At 69.7% G+C, this 19,599-nt stretch carries 26 protein-coding genes; 7 read left to right on the forward strand and 19 right to left on the reverse strand.

Features of this window, described 5'->3' with window-relative positions:
- Positions 1 to 2 precede the first annotated feature (2 nt).
- The 5 genes from BST38_RS18235 to BST38_RS18255 are packed head-to-tail and all read left to right on the forward strand — an operon-like array spanning position 3 to position 3,908.
- The gene (locus tag BST38_RS18235) at positions 3 to 863 is read left to right on the forward strand and encodes a DUF58 domain-containing protein (protein ID WP_083144866.1); all 861 of its coding nucleotides are present in this window, start codon (positions 3 to 5) and stop codon (positions 861 to 863) included.
- Entirely contained in the window at positions 853 to 1,326 is a 474-nt protein-coding gene (locus BST38_RS18240) for a hypothetical protein (protein WP_083144867.1), read from the forward strand. The genes BST38_RS18235 and BST38_RS18240 overlap by 11 nt, the downstream gene beginning before the upstream one ends.
- Entirely contained in the window at positions 1,317 to 2,273 is a 957-nt protein-coding gene (locus BST38_RS18245) for a hypothetical protein (protein WP_083144868.1), read from the forward strand. Before BST38_RS18240 ends, BST38_RS18245 begins: the two co-directional genes overlap by 10 nt.
- Positions 2,270 to 3,175, forward strand: coding sequence for a vWA domain-containing protein (locus tag BST38_RS18250; RefSeq protein ID WP_083144869.1), 906 nt, complete (start codon positions 2,270 to 2,272; stop codon positions 3,173 to 3,175). Before BST38_RS18245 ends, BST38_RS18250 begins: the two co-directional genes overlap by 4 nt.
- Before the next feature lie 22 nt (positions 3,176 to 3,197).
- Positions 3,198 to 3,908, forward strand: a complete 711-nt coding sequence (locus BST38_RS18255; protein ID WP_083144870.1) for a hypothetical protein — start codon at positions 3,198 to 3,200, stop codon at positions 3,906 to 3,908.
- Here the strand turns inward: BST38_RS18255 and BST38_RS18260 are convergent.
- On the reverse strand, positions 3,905 to 4,318 hold the full coding sequence (locus tag BST38_RS18260) for an ester cyclase (protein WP_083144871.1): 414 nt from the start codon (positions 4,316 to 4,318) through the stop codon (positions 3,905 to 3,907). The genes BST38_RS18255 and BST38_RS18260 overlap by 4 nt on opposite strands.
- 62 nt (positions 4,319 to 4,380) lie before the next feature.
- Positions 4,381 to 4,722 carry a DUF4229 domain-containing protein gene (locus BST38_RS18265; protein WP_083144872.1) on the reverse strand — a complete coding sequence of 114 codons (342 nt, stop codon included), beginning with the start codon at positions 4,720 to 4,722 and terminating at the stop codon, positions 4,381 to 4,383.
- A 48-nt stretch (positions 4,723 to 4,770) separates the two neighbouring features.
- On the opposite strand from BST38_RS18265, the gene BST38_RS29675 reads away from it, so the two are divergent.
- Complete coding sequence (locus tag BST38_RS29675) at positions 4,771 to 4,935, forward strand: hypothetical protein (RefSeq protein ID WP_104861890.1); 165 nt, start codon at positions 4,771 to 4,773, stop codon at positions 4,933 to 4,935.
- Between the two features lie 24 nt (positions 4,936 to 4,959).
- Here BST38_RS29675 and BST38_RS18270 read toward each other — a convergent pair whose 3' ends face one another.
- From BST38_RS18270 to BST38_RS18305, 8 genes are all read right to left on the reverse strand, one after another.
- Positions 4,960 to 6,024, reverse strand: a complete 1,065-nt coding sequence (locus BST38_RS18270; RefSeq protein WP_083144873.1) for a MinD/ParA family ATP-binding protein — start codon at positions 6,022 to 6,024, stop codon at positions 4,960 to 4,962.
- A 161-nt stretch (positions 6,025 to 6,185) separates the two neighbouring features.
- Positions 6,186 to 7,151, reverse strand: coding sequence for a c-type cytochrome biogenesis protein CcsB (ccsB, locus tag BST38_RS18275; RefSeq protein ID WP_083144874.1), 966 nt, complete (start codon positions 7,149 to 7,151; stop codon positions 6,186 to 6,188).
- On the reverse strand, positions 7,148 to 8,791 hold the full coding sequence (resB, locus tag BST38_RS18280) for a cytochrome c biogenesis protein ResB (RefSeq protein ID WP_083144875.1): 1,644 nt from the start codon (positions 8,789 to 8,791) through the stop codon (positions 7,148 to 7,150). The genes ccsB and resB overlap by 4 nt, the downstream gene beginning before the upstream one ends.
- Positions 8,791 to 9,603, reverse strand: a complete 813-nt coding sequence (locus tag BST38_RS18285) for a cytochrome c biogenesis CcdA family protein (RefSeq protein ID WP_181791997.1) — start codon at positions 9,601 to 9,603, stop codon at positions 8,791 to 8,793. The genes resB and BST38_RS18285 overlap by 1 nt, the downstream gene beginning before the upstream one ends.
- The gene (locus BST38_RS18290; RefSeq protein WP_420872564.1) at positions 9,600 to 10,181 is read right to left on the reverse strand and encodes a TlpA disulfide reductase family protein; all 582 of its coding nucleotides are present in this window, start codon (positions 10,179 to 10,181) and stop codon (positions 9,600 to 9,602) included. Before BST38_RS18290 ends, BST38_RS18285 begins: the two co-directional genes overlap by 4 nt.
- A 17-nt stretch (positions 10,182 to 10,198) precedes the next feature.
- Positions 10,199 to 10,810 (reverse strand): histidine phosphatase family protein, encoded by a 612-nt coding sequence (locus BST38_RS18295; RefSeq protein WP_083144877.1) that lies wholly within the window; start codon positions 10,808 to 10,810, stop codon positions 10,199 to 10,201.
- A complete protein-coding gene (hemL, locus tag BST38_RS18300) occupies positions 10,807 to 12,108 on the reverse strand; it encodes a glutamate-1-semialdehyde 2,1-aminomutase (protein WP_083144878.1) in 1,302 nt (433 codons plus the stop codon). The genes BST38_RS18295 and hemL overlap by 4 nt, the downstream gene beginning before the upstream one ends.
- A gap of 79 nt (positions 12,109 to 12,187) precedes the next feature.
- Positions 12,188 to 13,624 (reverse strand): cytosine permease, encoded by a 1,437-nt coding sequence (locus BST38_RS18305; RefSeq protein WP_083144879.1) that lies wholly within the window; start codon positions 13,622 to 13,624, stop codon positions 12,188 to 12,190.
- A gap of 114 nt (positions 13,625 to 13,738) precedes the next feature.
- On the opposite strand from BST38_RS18305, the gene BST38_RS18310 reads away from it, so the two are divergent.
- Positions 13,739 to 14,119 (forward strand): nitroreductase family deazaflavin-dependent oxidoreductase, encoded by a 381-nt coding sequence (locus tag BST38_RS18310; protein WP_083144880.1) that lies wholly within the window; start codon positions 13,739 to 13,741, stop codon positions 14,117 to 14,119.
- Here BST38_RS18310 and BST38_RS18315 read toward each other — a convergent pair.
- The 9 genes from BST38_RS18315 to BST38_RS18355 form a co-directional block, all read right to left on the reverse strand.
- Positions 14,116 to 15,477 carry a cytochrome P450 gene (locus BST38_RS18315; RefSeq protein WP_083144881.1) on the reverse strand — a complete coding sequence of 454 codons (1,362 nt, stop codon included), beginning with the start codon at positions 15,475 to 15,477 and terminating at the stop codon, positions 14,116 to 14,118. The two genes, BST38_RS18310 and BST38_RS18315, sit on opposite strands and share 4 nt — an antisense overlap.
- Complete coding sequence (locus tag BST38_RS18320) at positions 15,461 to 15,961, reverse strand: pyridoxamine 5'-phosphate oxidase family protein (protein ID WP_083144882.1); 501 nt, start codon at positions 15,959 to 15,961, stop codon at positions 15,461 to 15,463. Before BST38_RS18320 ends, BST38_RS18315 begins: the two co-directional genes overlap by 17 nt.
- A 49-nt stretch (positions 15,962 to 16,010) precedes the next feature.
- A complete protein-coding gene (locus tag BST38_RS18325) occupies positions 16,011 to 16,346 on the reverse strand; it encodes a hypothetical protein (RefSeq protein WP_083144883.1) in 336 nt (111 codons plus the stop codon).
- A 42-nt stretch (positions 16,347 to 16,388) separates the two neighbouring features.
- The gene (locus BST38_RS18330; protein ID WP_083144884.1) at positions 16,389 to 16,982 is read right to left on the reverse strand and encodes a TetR/AcrR family transcriptional regulator; all 594 of its coding nucleotides are present in this window, start codon (positions 16,980 to 16,982) and stop codon (positions 16,389 to 16,391) included.
- On the reverse strand, positions 16,969 to 17,853 hold the full coding sequence (locus tag BST38_RS18335) for an oxygenase MpaB family protein (RefSeq protein WP_083144885.1): 885 nt from the start codon (positions 17,851 to 17,853) through the stop codon (positions 16,969 to 16,971). The genes BST38_RS18330 and BST38_RS18335 overlap by 14 nt, the downstream gene beginning before the upstream one ends.
- A gap of 141 nt (positions 17,854 to 17,994) precedes the next feature.
- Positions 17,995 to 18,234 carry a hypothetical protein gene (locus BST38_RS18340; protein WP_237160831.1) on the reverse strand — a complete coding sequence of 80 codons (240 nt, stop codon included), beginning with the start codon at positions 18,232 to 18,234 and terminating at the stop codon, positions 17,995 to 17,997.
- Entirely contained in the window at positions 18,231 to 18,740 is a 510-nt protein-coding gene (gene mce1N / locus BST38_RS18345; protein WP_083144887.1) for a transport-regulating membrane protein Mce1N, read from the reverse strand. The genes BST38_RS18340 and mce1N overlap by 4 nt, the downstream gene beginning before the upstream one ends.
- Entirely contained in the window at positions 18,737 to 19,183 is a 447-nt protein-coding gene (locus BST38_RS18350) for a hypothetical protein (RefSeq protein ID WP_083144888.1), read from the reverse strand. The genes mce1N and BST38_RS18350 overlap by 4 nt, the downstream gene beginning before the upstream one ends.
- Before the next feature lie 20 nt (positions 19,184 to 19,203).
- The coding region (locus BST38_RS18355; protein ID WP_083144889.1) for a hypothetical protein at positions 19,204 to 19,599 on the reverse strand (396 nt) is incomplete at its 5' end.

A 19,599-nucleotide genomic window follows, 5' to 3' on the forward strand; every position in this document is an offset into this window, starting at 1 on the left:
CCGTGGGCACGCACCTGAACCGGGCCAGAGCGCACTTCGGCACCGACACCCGCGGGATGCTCGACGGCGGCCGTCACGCGCTGCTGCACACCCGCACTTTGGAATTCGACGAGCTGCGGCCCTACGTCCCCGGCGACGACGTCCGCGACATCGACTGGAAGGCCTCGGCACGCTCGGCAAGCGTGCTGATCAAACGCTTCGTCTCCGAGAATCACCACAAGGTGCTGCTGGTCGCCGACGCCGGCCGCAACATGCTGGCTGTGACACCCGAACGTGAACGCAAATGCGATGTGGCACTGCATATCTTGGGCGCCATCGGCCTGATCACGCTGGGACGCGCCGATCAGATCGGCATGGTGTACGGGGATGCGCGGGGCAGCCTGCGGGTCCGGCAGAGCCGTGGCGAGAACCACATCGAGAGCATGCTGACCGGCTATCACGGCCACGTCGGCCGGCACGGCAGCAGCGACATCCTGTGCCAGTTGACCTATGTCGCAACGCATTACCGGCATCCCCTGGTGATCGTGGTGGTGTCCGACGAACCCGAGGCCGACAACCGCCTCGACGAGGCGCTGGCGCGGTTGACAGCCCGCCACGACGTGATGTGGGCGATGGTCGCCGACCATCCGGCCGCCGGGGTCTCCGACGGCGGGTACGACGTCGCCACCGGGCGACCGGTGCTCGGCTCCGCGGCTACCGACCCCCGCGTGGTGGCGGCCTATCAGCGTGCCGAACAGCGGCGCCTCGCGCGACTGACCGAGATGCTCGCGCGCCGCGGTATCCCCCATGCGACGGTCTCCGGTTCCGCCGGGGTCCGCCGGGCCGTCGGCGAGATGACCAGGGTGTGGTCTCGTGCCGGATGACCTGCTGGAGTTCGTCAGCGGCCCACCCGGCTATTCGCCGATCTGGCTCTGGTTCGGGATCGCGCTGCTGATCCTCGTGATCGCCTGGTATGCACTGGTGTTCGTCGCGACCATGCCGTCACAGCAGCTACGCCGGCTGCCCGGGGTCGAGCGCGCACATGCCCGAGTGCTGCGGAACCGGTTCGCCGCGACGGTCAGGACGCTGACGCAGCGGCACCGCGCCGGGGAGCTGAGTGCCGAGCAGGCCGGGGCCGCGATCAGCGCGACCCTGCGCAGCTTTCTGTACCAGGCCACCGGAACCCGCGCCCAGTACCTGCAGGTGCGCGCCATCGCTGCCGGTGAACTCGCTGCTGCCGCACCGATTCTGGAGGCGCTGGGCAGCGCACAGTTCGACCGGACCTCCACGGTGGACGTCGGCCGGCTCGGAGAGGCGACCGAAGAGCTGATCCGCTCGTGGACCTGAGGTGGTGGGCCGTCGCGGCCGCCGGCCTCGGTGCCGTGGTGCTCGCGGTCGCGCTGGCGATGCTGCTGCCGGCCGGTGGCCGCCAGGACCGCCAGCTTCCGTTGGCCAATACCGCACGTCTGACCCGGCTGCCCGAATATCGCGCCGTCATCCGCCGCCAGACCCGCGCCGCCGTGGCGGCACTGGCGCTGCTGATCGCACTGTGCGCGGTCGCCGCGGTCACCAGCGCCCGCCCGACCACGACCCAGCGCGACGCGGGAGCGGCCGCGCAGCGTGAGGACATCATGTTGTGCGTCGGCGAGCCCGCCGACGCACCGCCGGTCTCGGAGTTCCTCGGCTATTTCGCCCGGCAGGCGACCGCGTACGGTACCGAGCGGATCGCGCTGACCTCACCGAACCGGCGGCTCATCCCGATGACCCGGGACTACCAGTTCGCCGCGGGCCGGCTCGCGGAGTTCGCCCGAAACGCCCCGACCGCACCCCCTTTCACCGCCGGGGTGGAGTACGCCGACTACACGCCGACGGTCGCCGACGTGCTGGCGCTGTGCCTGACCGGCTTCCCCGGCTTCGAGACCCCGGGCGACACCCACCGCACACTGATCTATCTGGGTCCCGGTGCGCTGCGCGACCCGGACGACACCGGCCCGTCGCTCTCCACCGACGCCGCCGTCGCCGACATGGCCAGGCAGGCCGGGGTGGTGATCAACGCGATCGCCACCCCTGGTCGTGACACCGGCGCGCTGAGCGCAGCCGTGGACGCGACCGGCGGTGAGTTCTTCCGGTTCGAACCGGACGGCCTCGGCGGTGAGCTCGACGCGATCCGCGCCCGATCGGCCGAACAGCGCGAGAACGTCGACGCCCGCATCGACGCCCCGGGACCGGAACTGGTTGTCGCGCTGGCTCTTTCCGCACTACTCGGGGTCGGGATGCTGGCGGTGCGGCGATGACGTTCGAGCCGGTACTGCCCGCAGTCGTGCTCGCCGTCGCCGCGGCGGCGGTGCTCATCCTGCGCGCTGCGGCGTTGCCGGGTGCGGCCAAGGCGGGGCGTCCATCGCTGATCCGCTGGACGGTCACCACCGGCGCGCTGACGCTGATCCTGCTCGCCGCGGCGCGCCCCGTGTCCGGGCCGGCGGCCACCGAATCCGGCCAGCGGCCCCAGGACGGCGCCAACGTCTATTTCGTCGTCGACCGGTCCGCCGACTCCGCAATCGATGATTACGGAGGCGCGCAACGGATGTCGGTGATGCGCGACGACATCGCCCGGTTGGTCGACGAGCACCCCGGCGCGCGGTTCGCCGTCATCGGGTTCGCGTCGCGGCCCTCAGTCGACTGGCCGCTGTCGGCGGACGCCTGGAGCCTGCTTCCCCTCGTGGAATCCCTCAACCCGTACCCGGGCGGCGACGCCGCCGAGGTCAATGCCGGGGCGGCCGCCAACACACTGCGCTACCAGCTCATCTCGGCGGGCCAGCAGTATCCGCACGCCCCGAACCTGGTGTACTACCTGGGATCCGGTGCAGCCGGGTCGACGCTGCCGCAAGGCGTGTTCGACACCCCGCCGGTAGACGGCGGCGCGGTGCTCGGTTACGGCCGCGGCCCCGGCGAGGACAGGCTGCGCGAGATCGCCGGCCAGCTCGGCGTGCCCTACGTCTCCCGTGGCGCCGGTGCGGATCTGCCCGCCGCGGCATCCGGGGAAGACACTTTCGCGCAGGTGACCGCGCCGGCGGCCCGGCGCCTCGAGTACTACTGGGCGCTGACGATGGTGGCCGCACTGCTGCTGCTGGCCGAGATCTTCCTGACCACACGGGATCTGCGCCGCGCCCGGGCCACCCGGCGGGAGGTGCTCACATGACACGGCCACCGGAGGTGCTGCCATGACACGGTCACCGGCCCGGTTGCGGTTGCGGCGCCGGCTTCTGGTGTTCTCGACGCTGCCCGCGCTCGCGGTGGTGCTGCTGGCGGTGAAGCTGATCTCGGTGGTGGTCGTCGGCGGGGCGGCACAACGCCATTTCGAGACCGGTGAGGCCGGCGCCCTCGCCGACGATGTGTCGCTGCTGCAGATCTTCAATGTCGTCGAGCCGACGAACGCCGATCTGGCCGCCGGCGGGCTCGCGGTACTCCAGGACCGCCTCGACGTCGCCGACGCCCGGTTCACCGACGTGCTCGGTCGCACCGCCCTCGACGAATCCTGCGCGGTGCGCGTCGATCTCGAGCTGGTGCGGGAGCGGCGCGCCGACATCGACGCCTGGGAGGCGCGCCTCGACGTCGCGCACCAGCGCTACGAGAGTGCCCTGGCCGTGATCACCGATGCCCCGTCAGGATGCTTCGCCGGCAACGACGACCCCGACCCGCAGCGGCGGACAGTCCGGAACGACGCCGCCGACCGGGTCCGGGCGAAGATCAGCGCGCTGGGGACGGTGGCACCCCTCGCACCACCGTCCCTGCCGCCGGCGGCCGCTCCGGCACCAGCTTCCCCACCGGTGTCGGGACCCGCACCGACCGGCCCGCCGGACGCACGTCGCCTCGATCCGGGCGGTGACCCGTTGGAGGCGTTGCGCACGATCCTGCGCGACGCGGGGGGTTAGGAGCGCGTCGCGCCCGACCAGTACTCGACGATCTTGCCGTCGGCGACCCTCAGCAGATCGTTACCGGTGTAGCGGACCGGGCCGCCCTCGCCGGCCCCCGTGGCGATCCAGCGGGCCGCGATCATGTCCCCGTCGACGACGGGGCCGACCTCGAGTACGAAGGCCAGCTCCTTCAACGCCAGGTGCATCCGGTCGACCTCGGCCTGCAGGCCATCGGGCCCGCGCACGTCGCGGGTGGGCCAGTGCCCGACGAAGTCCGGTGCCACGAGTTCACCGGCGACGCGCCTGCCCGCCCACAGCTCGGTGATCCACCGTTTATAGAGCCGATGGGCTCCGGAGTTCGGTGAGCTACCGGTACTTCGATGGTTGATCAACCCGCGCGGACGGGAGATGACCTGCTGCTTAGTCATTTTTGAGTGTTACCCAGAACACACTTCCGCTATTATCCGGAAAACGAAAAGTACCTGGGCGTTCAAGCACCCGGGGAGTCAGGACCGCCGTCGCGGCGCGGCCTCTCAGCGTCCCCGCGCAACCGTGCCTGCAGTTGCTCGCGGTCACGGCGGCGCCGCTCGTCGATCACCGCGATGCTCGCGGACGCGCGTCGGCGCAGCGGAGCGAACAGCCAGATGCCCAGTGGCAGCGCGATGACGATCGCGAACAGCAGCGCCACCACGACCGGGAAGTCACGGATGCCGATCAGGTGCCCTACGCCGAGGATGACACCGGTCATCACGGCCACCAGCGCCAATCGCGCGGCGATGTAGGCCAACACATCGAGGAACAAACGGGATCCAGATCGCGGGTCGTCGGACACGGATCTGAGCCTAGCGCCGGCGCGTATATTGGACGAAGGAGGTTTTGAGTGGCGTATTTGCTCCTGATTCTTGTCTTGGCCGCCCTGGTGTACGCCGGGTGGCGGGTGATCCAAATGAATGCGAACCGGCCGCGCACCCGGACCATCGGTCCTGATGACGATCCGGAGTTCCTTCGTCGGATCAACCCGCGCGACGACCAGCCCAGGCCCTGACGCGAGGTAGCCGCAAGACCCGACTCACGCAGTCGGGTCGGACTGGCGACGCGCCCCCGGAAATCCGTCGGCCACCACGGCAGCCAGTTCCAACAATGACTCCCGCGTGTCCGCGCGCAACCGGTCCAGGCTGATCTCCGCACCCTCCTCCAGATGCGGGTCGAACGGCACCTCGCAGACCGCTCGGCAGCGCCGCGCGAAATGGTCCACGACCTTGTCCAGATCCACCCTGGTGCTGCGCTTACCCCGTCGCACACCGTTGAGCACAGCGATCGAGTTGCGCACCATGTCCTCGTGGCCGTGCGCGTCGAGCCAGTCCAGCGTCGCCGCGGCGCTGCGTGCCCCGTCCACCGACCCGGAGCTGACCACCAGCAGTACGTCGGCCTTCTCGAGCACCGCCGACATCGCCGAGTGCAGCATCCCGGTGCCGCAGTCGGTGAGCACCACACCGTAGAACCGCTCCAGGATCTCCACCGCGCGCGTGTAGTCCTCGGCGGAGAACGCCTCTGACACCGCGGGGTCGCTCTCGGAGGCCAGCACCTCGAGTCGGCTCGGCCCCTGGGACGTGTACTGGCGGACATCGCTGTAGGCCGCGATGCCCTCGGCGTCGCGGAGCAGGTGACGCACGGTGGCCGGTGTCTCCAGCGGCACCTTCTGGTTCAACGTGCCGCGGTCGGGGTTGGCATCGACCGCGATCACCCGGTCACCGCGGTGGCCGGCGAACGTCGCGCCCAGCGTCGCGGTGATCGTCGTCTTCCCGACCCCGCCCTTCTGCGACAGCATCGCGATGCGGTAGCACTCGCGCAGCGGCTGCTGCACCTGGGCGACGAGGCTGTTGTGCCGGATCACCTTCGGGCTCTCGCCGGGATTGATCAGCCGGCCGGAGGCCCGGTACACCCATTTGCGCCACCCGACCGAGGGCCCCTGAGTGGCGGTGGACAGCAGTGCGACGGTGGACGGATCCAGGTACGGCACGAGCTCGGCGCCCGGCGCCGGGTCCGGAGCAGGGGCAGGAGCAGGCGTGACGGTGAGCGGGGCGTTGCCCTCGGGCGGCGTCGGCGCCGTCCATTCGGCGGGCACCGGCGCCATCGGGTCGGTGAACCGTTGTTGTGCCCGGAAGCTCGCTACCTCAGCCAATCCGTCAGTCCCCTAACCGCTGCGCCGCCTTCTGCTTGATTGTCGGCTTGATTGTCGGCTCAGCCGACCTCCGCTCGATTGTCGGCTCAGCCGACCTCCGCCCAACTGTCGGCTCAGCCGACGCCGGCATACGAGTGCAGGCCGACCGTCACCAGATTGATGAAGAACAGGTTGAACACCATCGCGACGAACCCGACGATGTTGATCCACGCGGCCTTGCGGTCCCGCCAGCCCGCCGTCGAGCGTGCGTGCAGGTACGCCGCGTACACCACCCACGCGATGAACGACACCGTCTCCTTGGGATCCCAGCCCCAGTAGCGTCCCCACGCCTCCTCGGCCCAGATGGCGCCGAAGATCACGCCGAAGCCGAATATCGGGAACGCGAAGATCGTTGTGCGGTAGGCGATCCGGTCCAGCACCTGGCCGTCGGGAAGTTTGGCCACCAGTCGCCCGATCGCGTCGTCACGCTCACTGAGGCGCGACATCTTGACCAGGAACAGGATGCTGGCCACACCGGCGACCAGGAACACACCCGAACCGAGGCTGACCACCGACACATGGATCGGCAGCCAGTACGACTGCAGCGCGGGCATCACCGGGGCGGCGTGCGAGTACAGCCACTTGCCCGACACCGTCAGCAGCACCAGCACCGGCACCAGGACGAAGACCCACAGCGAGCGGTACTGCGGCTTGCGCAGCACCCACGCCGCGGCCACCAGCCCGCAGAAGCAGGTCAGGTTGATGAACTCGTACATGTTGCCCCACGGCACCCGTGAGGTGGACAGCCCGCGCAGCACGATGCACGCCAGCAGCAACGCGATGCCGACATAGGTGAGCGACATGCCCGCGGCGCCGAGTCGTTCGTCGACAGAGCGGCGCGGCGCGTCGACGACCACGCCCGGCGCGGAGCTGTCACCGGAGACACCGGCGGTGACCAGTTCGCGGTCCTCGGCCTTGCGGCTGCGGCTGTAGGCGAGTTCGACGGCCAGCAGCAGCAGCGCCGCGACCAGCACCAGCACCGACGACGTGAACGCCCAGTCGGAGTAGCGGGCGAGATCGAGGTCGATGGTCGTGTTCATGACAGATCCGCTTTCTTCTCTTGCCGCGCCGGGCCGGACTCGACCGCTTCGAGGATCCGTCCCGTCAGGTGCTCGAACTCATCGCCCCACCCGGAGTTGTCGGTACGGGCCAGGCCGCCCAGCTCGACGTTCACCGTACCCGCCGGTCCGGGCGTCAGCCGCACCCAGACGCGTCGGCGCCGCACGATCAGCGACACGATCAGCCCGCCCATCATCGTCATCGCGAACACCAACACCCAGACCTGGGCCGGATCATGGCTGACCTGCAGGTTCACGAACGGCACCGCGCCGTCGAAGCGCACCACGGTGCCGTCCTCCAGCCGGGTGTCCTCCCCCGCCTGCAGGTTCACGCGGGCCATCTTCGTCAGTCGGCCCTGCCCGATCATCCGCTCGTCCAACGAGAACACCGACTGCGGGCGGCCGGTGTCCAGCCCTGTGTCGCCCTTGTAGATGTCGACCGCGACCGCCGGGTCGTGCATCTCCGGGAAGCGGGACGACAGCAGCGTGCCGTCGAGCTGCGCGGTCGGCGCGAACAGGCCCTGGATCGCGATCTGGTTCTTGCGGCGCTCGTCGGCGTCGGGATAGCTGCCGGCCGGCGGGTCGAACCGCATCGCGCCCGACGACAGGAACGTGAACTGGTCCTCGGGCCGCCACTGCAACGTCTGGGTGCGGGTCTGCCCGTCCGGGAAGGTCACCGTGAACGTCGGCGCGTAACCGTGCCCCTGCAGGTACACCCGGTCACCACCGACGCGCAGCGGCTCGTTGACCTTCAACAGGTACGGCCGCCAGGTGCCGGTGGTCAGGTCATCGCCGGCCTGGTAGTCGATGTTGGACTCGAACCCGACGGCCTGCCCGTTCTCCAGATAGGTGGCGGTGAAGTCGTCGACGCGGATGCACATCGGGTACAGCGAGGTGCCGTCAACGGTGTTGCCCGCGCGGAACGAGTCGAACGCGGCCGGCGACGCGGTGCAGAAGCCCGGTCCGCCGTTGGCAATGACGATGACGTTGCCTTCGTAGCTGAACAGCTTGCCCGCGGCGATCGCGACCAGCAGGCCGAGCAGCGAGAAGTGGAACACGATGTTGCCGAACTCGCGCAGATAGCCCTTCTCCGCCGAGATCTCCGTCATGTCGCCGTCGGTGCGGGTGGTGCGCCGCCACCCGCGCAACTGCGCGTCGACGGCCGCCGTGGCGGACGCGACATCTCCGGGCACCTCGGCGATGTGGTGTTTGGGCAGCCGGCCGAGGTTGCGCGGCGCGGCGACGGGGGTCGCGCGCAGGCTGCGGACGTGCTCGAACAGCCGCGGGGTCAGACAGCCCACCAGCGAGATGAACAGCAGCACGTAGATCGCGGTGAACCAGAAGCTGGAGAACACGTCGAAGGCCTGCATTCGGTCCAGCCACGGGCCGAGCGTCGGGTGTTCGGCGATGTACTCGGCGACCTTGGACTCGTTGAGGCTGCGCTGCGGCAGCAGGGCCCCGGGGATCGCGGCCAGCGCGAGCAGGAACAGCAGCACCAGCGCGGTGCCCATCGACGTCAGCGTCCGCCAGGTGTTGCGGATCAGCGCGAGCAGACGCGAAATCGGGCGTGTCGGCGGCGTGTTGCGCGAGTTGGTGTCTGCTCGCGGTTTAGAGGTGACCATCAGATCGGGAGCCTGACGTCACTGACGAACGCGTCGCGCACCCAGGACACGAAGTCGTTCCACAGCCCGGTCACCAACGCGGCGCCGACGAGGATCATCAGCACGCCGCCGATCACCTGGATGGTGCGGGTGTTGCGGCGCAGCCAGCCCAGCCCGGCGACCGCGCGCGCCGAACCGAACGCCAGCAGCACGAACGGGAGACCGAGGCCGAGGCAGTAGGCGATGACGAGCACGACCCCGCGGGCCACGTTGCTGCCCTCGGTCGCCGACGCGACCGCGATCACGCCGGTCAGCGTCGGGCCCAGGCACGGTGTCCAGCCGAGCGCGAACACCGCGCCGAGCAACGGCGCCCCGCCGAGGGTGGAGATCTGGCGCGGGGTGAACCGGGTGTCGCGCTGCAGCACCGGCACCAGCCCGATGAAGACCAGGCCCATCAGGATCGTGACGACCCCACCGATGCGTTGCAGCAGAAGCTGATTGGTGATCAGCGCGGTCGTCATGCCGAGCACCGCGACGGTACCGAGCAGGAACACCACGGTGAAGCCGGCGACGAACAGCGCGGCGGCGCCCGCGACGCGCAGCCGGGCGCCCTTGACCGCAGCGCGATTGGGCGCTGCGCTCCCGGCGACTCCGCCGGCCGCCGTCGGGCTCTCGTCGACGCCGACGACCGCGGCCAGATACGACAGGTAACCGGGTACCAGCGGCACCACGCACGGCGACGCGAACGACACCAGACCGGCCAGCGCGGCAAGCCCCATCGCCAGCAGCAGCGGGCCGCTGGTGGTCAGCTGGTCGATCTGGTCGAGGTTCACTGCTCGGCCGCCAGTCGCTCGACGATCGGCTGTAGGTCCTCGGCGAGCAGTTCACGCAGGAAGACCGCCGCGACCCGGTGCTGGCGGTCGAGCACCACCGTGGACGGGATCACCGTGGTCGGGTAGCGGCCGCCGAACGCGATCATGGTCCGCATCGGCGGGTCGTAGATCGACGGGAACGTGATGCCGCGGTCGGTGATGAAATCGCGGGGGGCGTCGATGTTGTTGTCCCGCACGTCGATTCCGAGGAATGCCACGCCCTTGTCCCGGGTGGCCTCGTACACCTGCTGCAGTTCGGCGATCTCGGTGCGGCACGGCCCGCACCACTGCCCCCACACGTTGATGACGACCACGTCGCCGGCGAAGTCGTCGAGGGAGATGGTCTTGTCGGTGTCCATCAGGTCCGGTCCCGACAGCGGGCCCGGGGTGCCGCGGTCGGCCGGCGGATCGTAGAAGATGTCGGTCTGGCCGCCGGGGGCGACGAACTCGAAGGTGCCGCCCTGGGCGACGGCGTCGCTGCCGGTCGAACACCCGGCGAGCACAGCGGTGGCCGCGCACGCCGCGAACAGCGTGCGCATCAGCGCCACCACACGGTTCACTGCCCGGCCAACTCCGAATATCCCCAGCCGACACAGTCCCCATCGTGGAAATAGAACGACGTGACCGACGCGAGGTTGCACATCCGCCGGGTCGGGAAGTGGTGCAGAGGGCGGTCGGTCATCGCCCGCCGCAGCGTCTCCACCGGCAACTGGTGACTGACGCACACCGCTTCGTGCCCTGCGGCGGCCTCCCGCGCCCGATACACCGCGCGCTTCATCCGCTCCGCGATGTGGCTGTAGGGCTCCCCCCACGACGGGGTGCGCGGGTTGCGCAGATGCCACCAGTTGCGGGGATCGCGCAACGCGCCGTCTCCGGGTGAAACCCTTTGCCCCTCAAAGATGTTCTCCGACTCGATCAGCTCGGGGTCGGTGCTGACGGCCAGCCCGTGCGCGGCCGCGATCGGCGCGGCGGTCTCCTGGGCGCGCTCCAGCGGCGAGGCCACCACGTAGCTGACGTCACGGGACGCCAGCCATTCGGCGACCCGCGCGGCCTGCGCCCGGCCCCGCTCCGACAGGTGGTAGTCGGGCAGTCGGCCGTACAGGATCTTCTCCGGGTTGTGCACCTCGCCGTGGCGCATCACATGCACCACCGTGGGAATAGCTGTCATTCGGCGCGAGCCTCCGCGGCGGCACGGGCCGCACCCGGCAGGGCGGCGGCGATCCGGTCGAACGCGTCGTCGTCGAGAGCCGTTGACACGAACCAGGTCTCGTACGCACTCGGCGGCGGGTACACACCGGCGTCGAGCAGTGCGTGGAAGAACGCCGGGAAGCGCCACGTCTCGGTGGCCTTCGCCGACGCGAAGTCGGTGACGGGGTCACCCCCGAAGAAGACGCTGAACATGTTGCCGGCCCGCGGGATCTGGTGCGCCACACCGGCTTCGGTCAGTGCGTCACCGATCAAACCGGCCAGCCGGTCGGCGTTGGCGTCCAGCTTGGCGTAGGCGGCGTCGTCGGCGGCGCGCAGCGTCGCCAACCCGGCGGCCATCGCGACCGGGTTACCCGACAGCGTGCCCGCCTGATACACCGGGCCGAGCGGCGCGAGCTTGCCCATCACCTCGGCGGTGCCGCCGAACGCGGCGGCGGGCAGGCCGCCGCTCATCACCTTGCCGAACGTGAACAGGTCGGCGTCGACGGGATCGACGCCGTACCAGCCCGATCGGCTCACCCGGAAGCCCGTCATCACCTCGTCGATGATCAGCAGTGCACCGTGGGCGGCGGTGATGCGGCGCAGCGCGGCGTTGAAGCCGGGCAGCGGCGGCACCGTGCCCATGTTGCCCGGGCTGGCCTCGGTGATGACGCACGCGATCTCAGCACCGAACTGGGCGAAGATCTCCTCGACCGCGGCGACGTTGTTGTACGGCAGCACGATGGTGTCGGCTGCCGCGGCGCCCGTGACGCCCGGGGACGAGGGCAGGCCCAACGTCGCCACCCCGGAGCCGGCGTCGGCCAGCAGCGCGTCGCTGTGTCCGTGGTAGCAGCCGGAGAACTTGACGATCTTGGCGCGGCCGGTGAAGCCGCGCGCGAGCCGGATCGCGCTCATCGTGGCCTCGGTGCCGGAGTTCACCAGGCGGATGCGCTCGACCGGGGCGACCCGGTCGACGATCTCGCGGGCCAGTTCCGACTCCGACGGCGTCGGCGCCCCGAAGGACAGCCCGTCGGCGACCACCCGCTGCACCGCCTCGACGACGGCGGGGTGCGCGTGGCCCAGGATCATCGGACCCCACGAGCACACCAGGTCGACGTAGCGGTTGCCGTCGGCGTCGGTCAGCCAGTAGCCCTTCGCCGAGGTGATGAACCGCGGCGTGCCGCCCACCGAGTTGAACGCACGCACCGGGGAGTTCACCCCGCCCGGGATGACGGAGGAGGCGTCGGCGAACAGCTTCGCGGACAGCTCGGTACTGCTCATGTCGACCAGTCTCCCAGCCGGGCGGCGATCGTCCAACTACAGGGTGTAGGAGCCCCGCGAAGCGGTGACGTGGGCCACGTCAGTTCGCGGTGCGGCGCGCCTTCGGGATCTCCAGCGCCGCGTACAGGCCACCGGCGACCAGGCCGCCGGCCAGCCAGGACAGGTCCACCCCGCCGAGGGCGACCGCGATCGGGCCCTGCATCACCGGCACCATCCCGTACATGAACAGCCAGGTGCAGAAGATGCCGGCGGCCAGCGCGATCAGTGCGCTCGGGCGCACCGCGGGCAGCGGCGATTCGTCGGGCGGGGTCAGCAGCGTCGCGGCATCGACCTGGCGGCGTGCCACGCCGAACCAGTGCACGAGCATCACCGCGGCCCACGGCGACAGCCAGCCGACGATGCCGACCAGCCAGGCGTCGATGGTGTGGGCGAAGTCGCCGTTGAGCACGAAGTACACCACGCACGCCATCGCGACCACGCCGATGATGACGTTGAGCACCCGGCGGTTGACCCGGATGTCGAGCGCCTGAGTGGACACCGCGCAGGTGTAGAGGTTCAGGATGTTGGTGGCCAGCGGGCCGTGCACGACCAGGAGCAGCACCGGGATGGCCAGCGCCCCGTACGCGTCGACGATGATCTCGCCCGGGTCCGACGAGGTGCTCAAAGTGGCCAGGGTGGCGCCGAGCGCGCCGAGCCAGATGACCGGGATGAACTGGCCGAGCGCGCTGGCGAAGAACAGCTTGCGGGCCGGGACGCTGGTCGAGACGAACCGCGAGTAGTCCCCGGCGTAGCCCAACCAGGTGATACCCCAGCCGATTCCGATCGCGGTCATCACCGCGGTGATCGCGGTGAAGTGCTCGGCGCCGGTGAGCGTAGCGTCGCCCGCGTAGCCCCAGTCGACGTCCAGACCGAACCACGCCACGGCCGTCATCGCGACCAGCACGGCGACTGTCGGCGGCACGGTCCAGCGCTCGAACGCCGAGATCACCCGGTAGCCGAACCACGCGATCACCACCTGCGTGGTCATGATGATGCCCGCGACCAGGATCCGGGCGCCGTGGTTGCTCAGCTCCGGGTCGACCAGGCCGATGCGGCCGAGCAGCGCCATCACCAGGTCGAGCACGATCCAGGTGTTCACCGCGCACCAGCCGATACACACCAGCGCCTGCACCGCGGCGGGCACGTAGGCACCGCGGCGCCCGAAGACCATGCGCGCCAACACCATTCCGGTGACCCCGGTCTGCTGGCCGATCACCACGAACAACCCGAACAGCGACATGCCGATCAGGTTGCCGACCACGAGCACCGCGATCGTCTCGAACAGCCCGAGGCCCATCGAGACGCCGAGCGCGCCGAGGATCCAGTTGATCGGCGCGATGTTGGCGCCCGCCCAGATCCAGAACTGGCCGTACAGGTCGGTGGTCTTGGCCGACTCGGGGATGACCGACAGCTCGGCTTCCAGATCGTGGGCGCCGTGCGGGCGATCCGGGGCCGGCGCGGTGTCGACTGAGGTCATCGGCGACTTTCTTATTCACGGGACGGACTGGTCGCGCGACGCTGCGCTGCGCCAAGTCTTGTCGATGCTCCCGGAGTCCGCATGTCGAACCGGGGTGAGGAGGATCATGGCCGTATGCGGTTGCCGCAGTGGTTGGCCCGGTTCAACCGGTACGTCACCAACCCGATTCAACGGATGTGGGCGGGGTGGGCCCCGACGATGGGGATCCTCGAGCATGTGGGGCGACGGTCGGGCCGGCGCTACCGCACCCCGCTGACGGTGTTCCCGACCCGCGACGGCGTCGCGATCCTGCTCACCTACGGCCCCGACCGGGACTGGCTCAAGAACCTCACCGCCGCAGGCGGCGGCACCCTGCGCCGGTACGGCCGCTCGGTCACCGTCACCGATCCGCAGGTGGTGCCGAAGGCCGTCGCGGCACCTCAGGTGACCGGGTGGATGAGGCCGGTGTTCGCGGTGCTGCCGTTCGAGCAGGCGGTGTTGCTGCGCCGCGGTTAGCGCGGGGCCACGATCGCCGGGATCGGCCCGTGCGCGACCGTGGTGAACGGCACGTCGACGGCGAACTCCGCGTCCAGCGAGCGCACCCGCATGCTGCGCACGATCGTGGCCAGCGCCAGCGTCGTCTCCAGCCGTGCGAAATGCTCGCCGATGCAGGCCCGCGCCCCGCCGGCGAACGGTAGGAAATGCCAGCGCTCGCGCGCGGCGGTGTTCTCCGGGCTGAACCGGTCGGGGTCGAACCGGTCGGGGTCCGGCCACAGTTGGGGATCCCGGTGCAGCGCGTAGATCCCGACCGCGACCAACGTCCCGGCCTGCACCCGGTACCCGGCCACGTCGATGTCGCGCACGGCCAGCCGTCCCACCCCGGCGGCGGGCGGGCACAGCCGCAACGCCTCGTGCAACACCTGCACGGTGTAGCCGAGGGCCGGCACGTCGGTGGGTTCGAGTTCGCGGTCGCCGAGCGCGGCGACCTCGGCCGCCACCTTGTCCTGCACCTCGGGATGGTGGCCCAGGATCCACAGCGCATACGTCAGCGCGGTCGCGGTGGTGTCGTGCCCGGCCAGCATGAAGATCAGCAGGTCGTTGCAGATGTCGTCGTCGGTCAGCGCCAGCCCCGTTTCGGGATCCTTCGCATCCATCAACGCCCGGACCAGCGGTGCGTCCCGGTCCGGATCGTCGCGGCAGGCCTGCAGGATGTCGGCGGTGACCTTGCGCATCTCGGCGACGGCCTTCTTCGCCCGGCGGCGCGCCGGTGTCGGCAACCAGCGCGGCGCGCGCACCGGTCGCAGCGCGCGGTCGGCGGTATAGGACGACGCGACGTGCATGTGTTCGGCGATCACGTCGGCGCTGTCGTTGAGGTCGACACCGAGCACCGAACGGCCCAGCGACTGCATGGTGATCCGCCGGCACTCCAGGTCGAGGTCGACCTCGCCACCGCCGGGCCAGGCGTCGACGAAGCGCTGCGCCGCCCGCGACATGTGCCCGCCGAACAGGCGCACGTTGGCCTTGCTGAACACCGGCTGCAGCGCGCGTTTGCGCGGCCGCCACTTCTCATTGGGCAACACGAACAGGCTGTCGCCGGCCATGTCCTGCACCTCTTCGTGCACGATGCACCGCTCGGAGAACGCATCGTTGCGGCCCAGCACGTCCCGGATTCCTTCGGGATTGAACACCGCGACGAACGGTGGGAACAGCCAGCGCGGCGCGACCTGGACCCGGGTGATCGGGCCCCCCGCGGCGCGCACCCCGAGCTGCCCGGTGTCCAGCGTTCGCACCAGCCTCAGCAGCTCGCGGTACGGCAGTGGGTTCTTCGGCGCCAGCGGAAGGCGCTCGACGCTGCTCTCAGTTCCCGCGACCACTGTGATCGCTCCATATCTGAGGGGCGCCCTCGCCTCTGGTCATCACCGCACCCGGCATCACGCGCACCCGGTACGGGGACAACCTCAGCACCGCGAATGCGTCCGAGGTAGGACCGTCGGCCCACTGCGGGATGATCGCGGGGTCGTAGCCGACCGGCGCGGGGCCGGTCGCGAACTTGTTCCAGACGGCGGTGCAGGTCTCGTCGTCGGTGTACCACTCGACGAGGCATTCCGCGGAGCAGGTGTCGTGGCTCGGCGCCCAGTAACTCACCGACACATCAGGGTGCGCCGCGAGGTGGGCGCGTTTGAGCGGGGTCGGGACCGTGGCTATCCAGCCGAACAGGTCGGTGCCGTCCCACTCCCAGATCGGGTGCAGGATGCGGGTGCGCGGCCTGCCGTCGGCGTCGACCGTGGCGACCGAGGCCCACACGATCGAGTGAGCCATGTCGACGAAGGCGGGCGCGATCGTTTCGAGCGCAGTCACGCCCCACACATTAGGCAAACTCCGTCGACAGTTGGGGCACCGCCCGGATCTACTCTTCGAGCTTGCGCTTGAACTCGTCGGTGTTGCGGTACTCGATGTTGCCCTCGTCGGCCGACGTCTCGATCTTGCCCTTGTCCTCGTCGTCGACCCAGTCGGTGACCGTGGTGCCCGAGACGGTGCCGCTGCTTCCGGGCAGCGTGGTGGTCTGCAGGTCGTCGGCGTAGGCCTTGGCCATCTCCTTGGCCTTTTCCCGATGCTCGTCGGTGATTTCGGGCTTCTCCGTGCGGTTTTCGTTGTCCGGATCCGGGGGCTCGGTGACGTGCTCGAGCTGGATTCCGGATGAGTCCCCGGACGGACGTTGCTGGGTGTGGTCATCGGCGGTCATGGCTTTCGGGCTGCCCGAAAGTGTGAGCTGCGAAACACACCGTCATACGGGTACCGACCGCAACGCCGCGGGCAGGCTCGGCAGAAAATGCCTGCGAGCGAACTCCCGGATGTCGTCGGCGGTTTCCAGCGGCTGCGCGCTGGGCAGCAGCAGCACCATCGACGCGTACCGCAGGATCGTGTCGGCGAGGTCGTCGACCGCGTCGGCCCCGATCCGTTCGGCGAAGCCGGGCGGAAAGATCACCCGCAGCGCCTCAGCCATCCGCTCGATCGCGGCGCGGTAGTAGCGCCCGGCGAGCTCGAGCACCAGTCCCGGCTCCTCGGTGATCATCTGGTACAGCACGCGGTGGCGGCGGAACTTCAGGATCGACAGCGTGAACGCCTCGACATAGATGTTCGACTGCGGTGCGGCCTTCTTCAGCTCGGCGGCGATGTCGGCGAACAGGGTGACGTTCTCGCGTTCGATGACGGCGCCGACCAGTTCGTCTTTGTTGGCGAACCGTCGGTAGATCGTGGTGCGGCTGACCCCGGCGCGGCGCGCGACGTCCTCCAGCGCGACGCGGCGAAAGCCGTGCCGCCCGAACTCGACGACCGCGGCGTCGAGGATCTGCTCCGAAGCGATGTCAGGCGCGGGCATCGGACCGGGCGTAACCCTTCACGGCGTATCCGCTGTAGCGCACCTTCATCGGCAGCCGGTCCCAGATCCAGTTCACCGGCCGCGACCGCCACACCGCGGCGAACCGCTGATAGCGGCGCTCCTGCTTGTCGCTCCACGGCAGGCCCAGCAGCATCCGCGCCCGTGGCGGCAGTCCGCCGGTGGTCAGGAACGCCGCGAGCGGGTTGAACACCGGCGCGATCAGCCGCCACACCACCGGGTGCACGGCCTTGGGCTGGGGAAAGCCCTTGGTCACGTAGCCGACGCCGTATTTCGCCGACGGGTGCGCGACGAGCACCTCGTCCATCATGTGGTCCCAGTACTTCACGAACTCGGCGTAGGTCGCCGGCATCACGCGGTCGCTGACCCCGTAGCGGCGGTACCACGTCTTGGACTCCAGCCAGATCTGCTCGCGTTCGGCGTCGGTCAGCCGCTTCACGAAGGTGTCGGCGAAGTAGTAGATCTGCTCGACGAACGTCGCGTGCGCCCAGAAGTACGTCTCGGGGTCCAGTGCGTGGTAGCGGCCGGCTTCCTCGCCGTCGGGGCCCGGCAGCACACCTTTGATGTCGGTGTGGAAGTCGCGGACCTGGCGTCCGGCGTTGTCGTCGTCGGAGCCGTACACGGTGTTGAAGATCGGCGGGATGGTGCGCTTGAGCCGCTCGGCGGTGTCGGCGAAGAACGTCGAATGGTCGTACACGCCCTGGCCCAGCGCGGCCAGCATGTTCTGCAGCACCGCAGGCCGCGGACCGATCAGGTACATCCGGTTGTCGCCGAAGTATCGCCAGACCAGTGACTGCGGCCCCAGCGGCAGGGCGTCATCCAAATGTTCGGGGTGCTGCGCCAACTCCGTCATGCGGGACAGTGTTACAGATTCTGCACTTTGTACCAATAAGGGTGTGGCGAGGCCCACAGAAGGAACGCGAAGCGGGCGGTCGGCGGCTCGCCGAGAGTGAAGCCAGGGTTGCGGTTCCGGGCCGGAGGACGACCCGGAATGCTATTTCGCGGGGGCGCGGCGCAGCCGGGCCACCCCGAGGACCACGAGGACGCCGGCGAGGGTGGCCAGCAGCAGCGACAGGGTCAGCATCGGGGCGTAGTAGATCTGCGACATGGTCGACGGCTCCCCCGGCAGCACCGGCTCATTGACGACCGGCCTGCTCGCGTTCAGCCACGCCACCACACTGCCGATCCCGGCCAGCGCCGCCGCCAGGAGTTCGACGACCGCGCGCCGGTTCACGCCGTGGGCTCCGGCGGAATGCATTCCTCGATCAGGTTGGTCAGCTCTTCCCGCAGCTGGCGGTGCTTACGCGCCCACGCCTGCGCGGTGCGGTCGTTGGTCAGCCGCAGCCCGATTCCGGTGCGGCCCCGCGGCACGCCGGTCAGCTCGCCGAGCGCGCGGGCGTACTGCCACTTCGGCGTCTCGGCACCGCTCGCCTCGGGATAGACCCGGACGATCTCGTCGACCAGGGTGACCTCGGTGCCCTGGCGCAGCTTCTCGGTCGTCAGCTCCACCGACGTGTGAATCCGGGCGGCCTTGACCTGGATCGCCAGAAAACCCGATACGAGCACGAAGAACAGTCCCGGCACCACCCACTGGATGCCGTAGCCGCCGGACAGTTGGATCAGCGCCATCGCGACGCCGGCGGCCGGGCCGGCCAGCACCCACAGCCAGCTCGCGCCCTGTTCGTAGAACAGCACCTCCGGCGCCACGGTCTCCGCGGGGCGATCGACAGGTTCGGTCACGCATCGTCCTCACGCTGGTACCACTGCCGCGCCGACGGCTGGACGGCCAGCAGCGCACCGATCACCACGGGCAGCAGCCCGAGCAGGATCAGCGGCTGCGCGACGCCGATGCCGAGCGCGAGCAGGCCGAGGACCACCAGCGTCGCGAACGCCAGCGCCAGGGTCGCCAGCCGGAACCGGGCGTCACCGCGGCGGGCCCGGCCCGCGAGGAACGCGAGCGCGCCTGCGGCCAGCACCGAACCGATCCCGGTGCCGCGGTAGATGGTCAGGTAGTTCCGCACGTCCTCGTCGGAGACGGTGTCCGGGATCGCCGCGCGCGCGACCTCGTACGTCGCGGTCAGCGCCATCAGGCCGCCGACGATCATGATCACCGCGCCGACCATGAAGCACCAGAACGACAGATCGACGACGCGGGGCCGCTCGGGCGGGGTGGGGGCGGTCATGATCGGGTCAGCCTAGCCAATCACCGCTGGAAGAAGTCGTGGGACTCCTTGCGGTGGAGCAGATAGACCCCGCCCGCGATCAGCACCGATCCGAAGATCACACACACCGCGTAGGCCACCGCCCACCCGGTGCCGCGTTCGGCGGTGAACAGCGTCGAGACCGAGAACACCACGGCCGCGATCGCGCCGCCGGTCAGCAACGTGCGCGCCCAGCGGTAGCCCTGCCGCATCAGGAACTGGAACACCAGCACCACCGAGAACACGATGAACACGAAGACCAGCGAGAACGCGAGCACCAGCGCGTTGGCGTGCTGTTGCAGCGTCAGCACGTCGATCACATGGGCCGCGGTCATCAGCGGCAGCGCGACCACCCACAGCCAGAAACCGGTGTCGACGTCCGGCGGGCGGGCGGGCGG

This window comes from Mycolicibacterium parafortuitum (assembly GCF_002086815.1).
Classification (GTDB): Bacteria; Actinomycetota; Actinomycetes; order Mycobacteriales; family Mycobacteriaceae; genus Mycobacterium; species Mycobacterium parafortuitum.

What these genes read in the sequence shown, in the direction of transcription:
- BST38_RS18250 (WP_083144869.1), top strand. Translation starts at nt 2,270, where the DNA reads ATGACGTTCGAGCCGGTACTGCCCGCAGTCGTGCTCGCCGTCGCCGCG.
- BST38_RS18255 (WP_083144870.1), top strand. Translation starts at nt 3,198, where the DNA reads ATGACACGGTCACCGGCCCGGTTGCGGTTGCGGCGCCGGCTTCTGGTG.
- BST38_RS18260 (WP_083144871.1), bottom strand. Translation starts at nt 4,318, where the DNA reads ATGACTAAGCAGCAGGTCATCTCCCGTCCGCGCGGGTTGATCAACCAT.
- BST38_RS18270 (WP_083144873.1), bottom strand. Translation starts at nt 6,024, where the DNA reads ATGGCGCCGGTGCCCGCCGAATGGACGGCGCCGACGCCGCCCGAGGGC.
- ccsB (WP_083144874.1), bottom strand. Translation starts at nt 7,151, where the DNA reads ATGAACACGACCATCGACCTCGATCTCGCCCGCTACTCCGACTGGGCG.
- resB (WP_083144875.1), bottom strand. Translation starts at nt 8,791, where the DNA reads ATGGTCACCTCTAAACCGCGAGCAGACACCAACTCGCGCAACACGCCG.
- BST38_RS18290 (WP_420872564.1), bottom strand. Translation starts at nt 10,181, where the DNA reads ATGCGCACGCTGTTCGCGGCGTGCGCGGCCACCGCTGTGCTCGCCGGG.
- BST38_RS18295 (WP_083144877.1), bottom strand. Translation starts at nt 10,810, where the DNA reads ATGACAGCTATTCCCACGGTGGTGCATGTGATGCGCCACGGCGAGGTG.
- hemL (WP_083144878.1), bottom strand. Translation starts at nt 12,108, where the DNA reads ATGAGCAGTACCGAGCTGTCCGCGAAGCTGTTCGCCGACGCCTCCTCC.
- BST38_RS18305 (WP_083144879.1), bottom strand. Translation starts at nt 13,624, where the DNA reads ATGACCTCAGTCGACACCGCGCCGGCCCCGGATCGCCCGCACGGCGCC.
- BST38_RS18310 (WP_083144880.1), top strand. Translation starts at nt 13,739, where the DNA reads ATGCGGTTGCCGCAGTGGTTGGCCCGGTTCAACCGGTACGTCACCAAC.
- BST38_RS18325 (WP_083144883.1), bottom strand. Translation starts at nt 16,346, where the DNA reads ATGACCGCCGATGACCACACCCAGCAACGTCCGTCCGGGGACTCATCC.
- BST38_RS18330 (WP_083144884.1), bottom strand. Translation starts at nt 16,982, where the DNA reads ATGCCCGCGCCTGACATCGCTTCGGAGCAGATCCTCGACGCCGCGGTC.
- BST38_RS18335 (WP_083144885.1), bottom strand. Translation starts at nt 17,853, where the DNA reads ATGACGGAGTTGGCGCAGCACCCCGAACATTTGGATGACGCCCTGCCG.
- BST38_RS18350 (WP_083144888.1), bottom strand. Translation starts at nt 19,183, where the DNA reads ATGACCGCCCCCACCCCGCCCGAGCGGCCCCGCGTCGTCGATCTGTCG.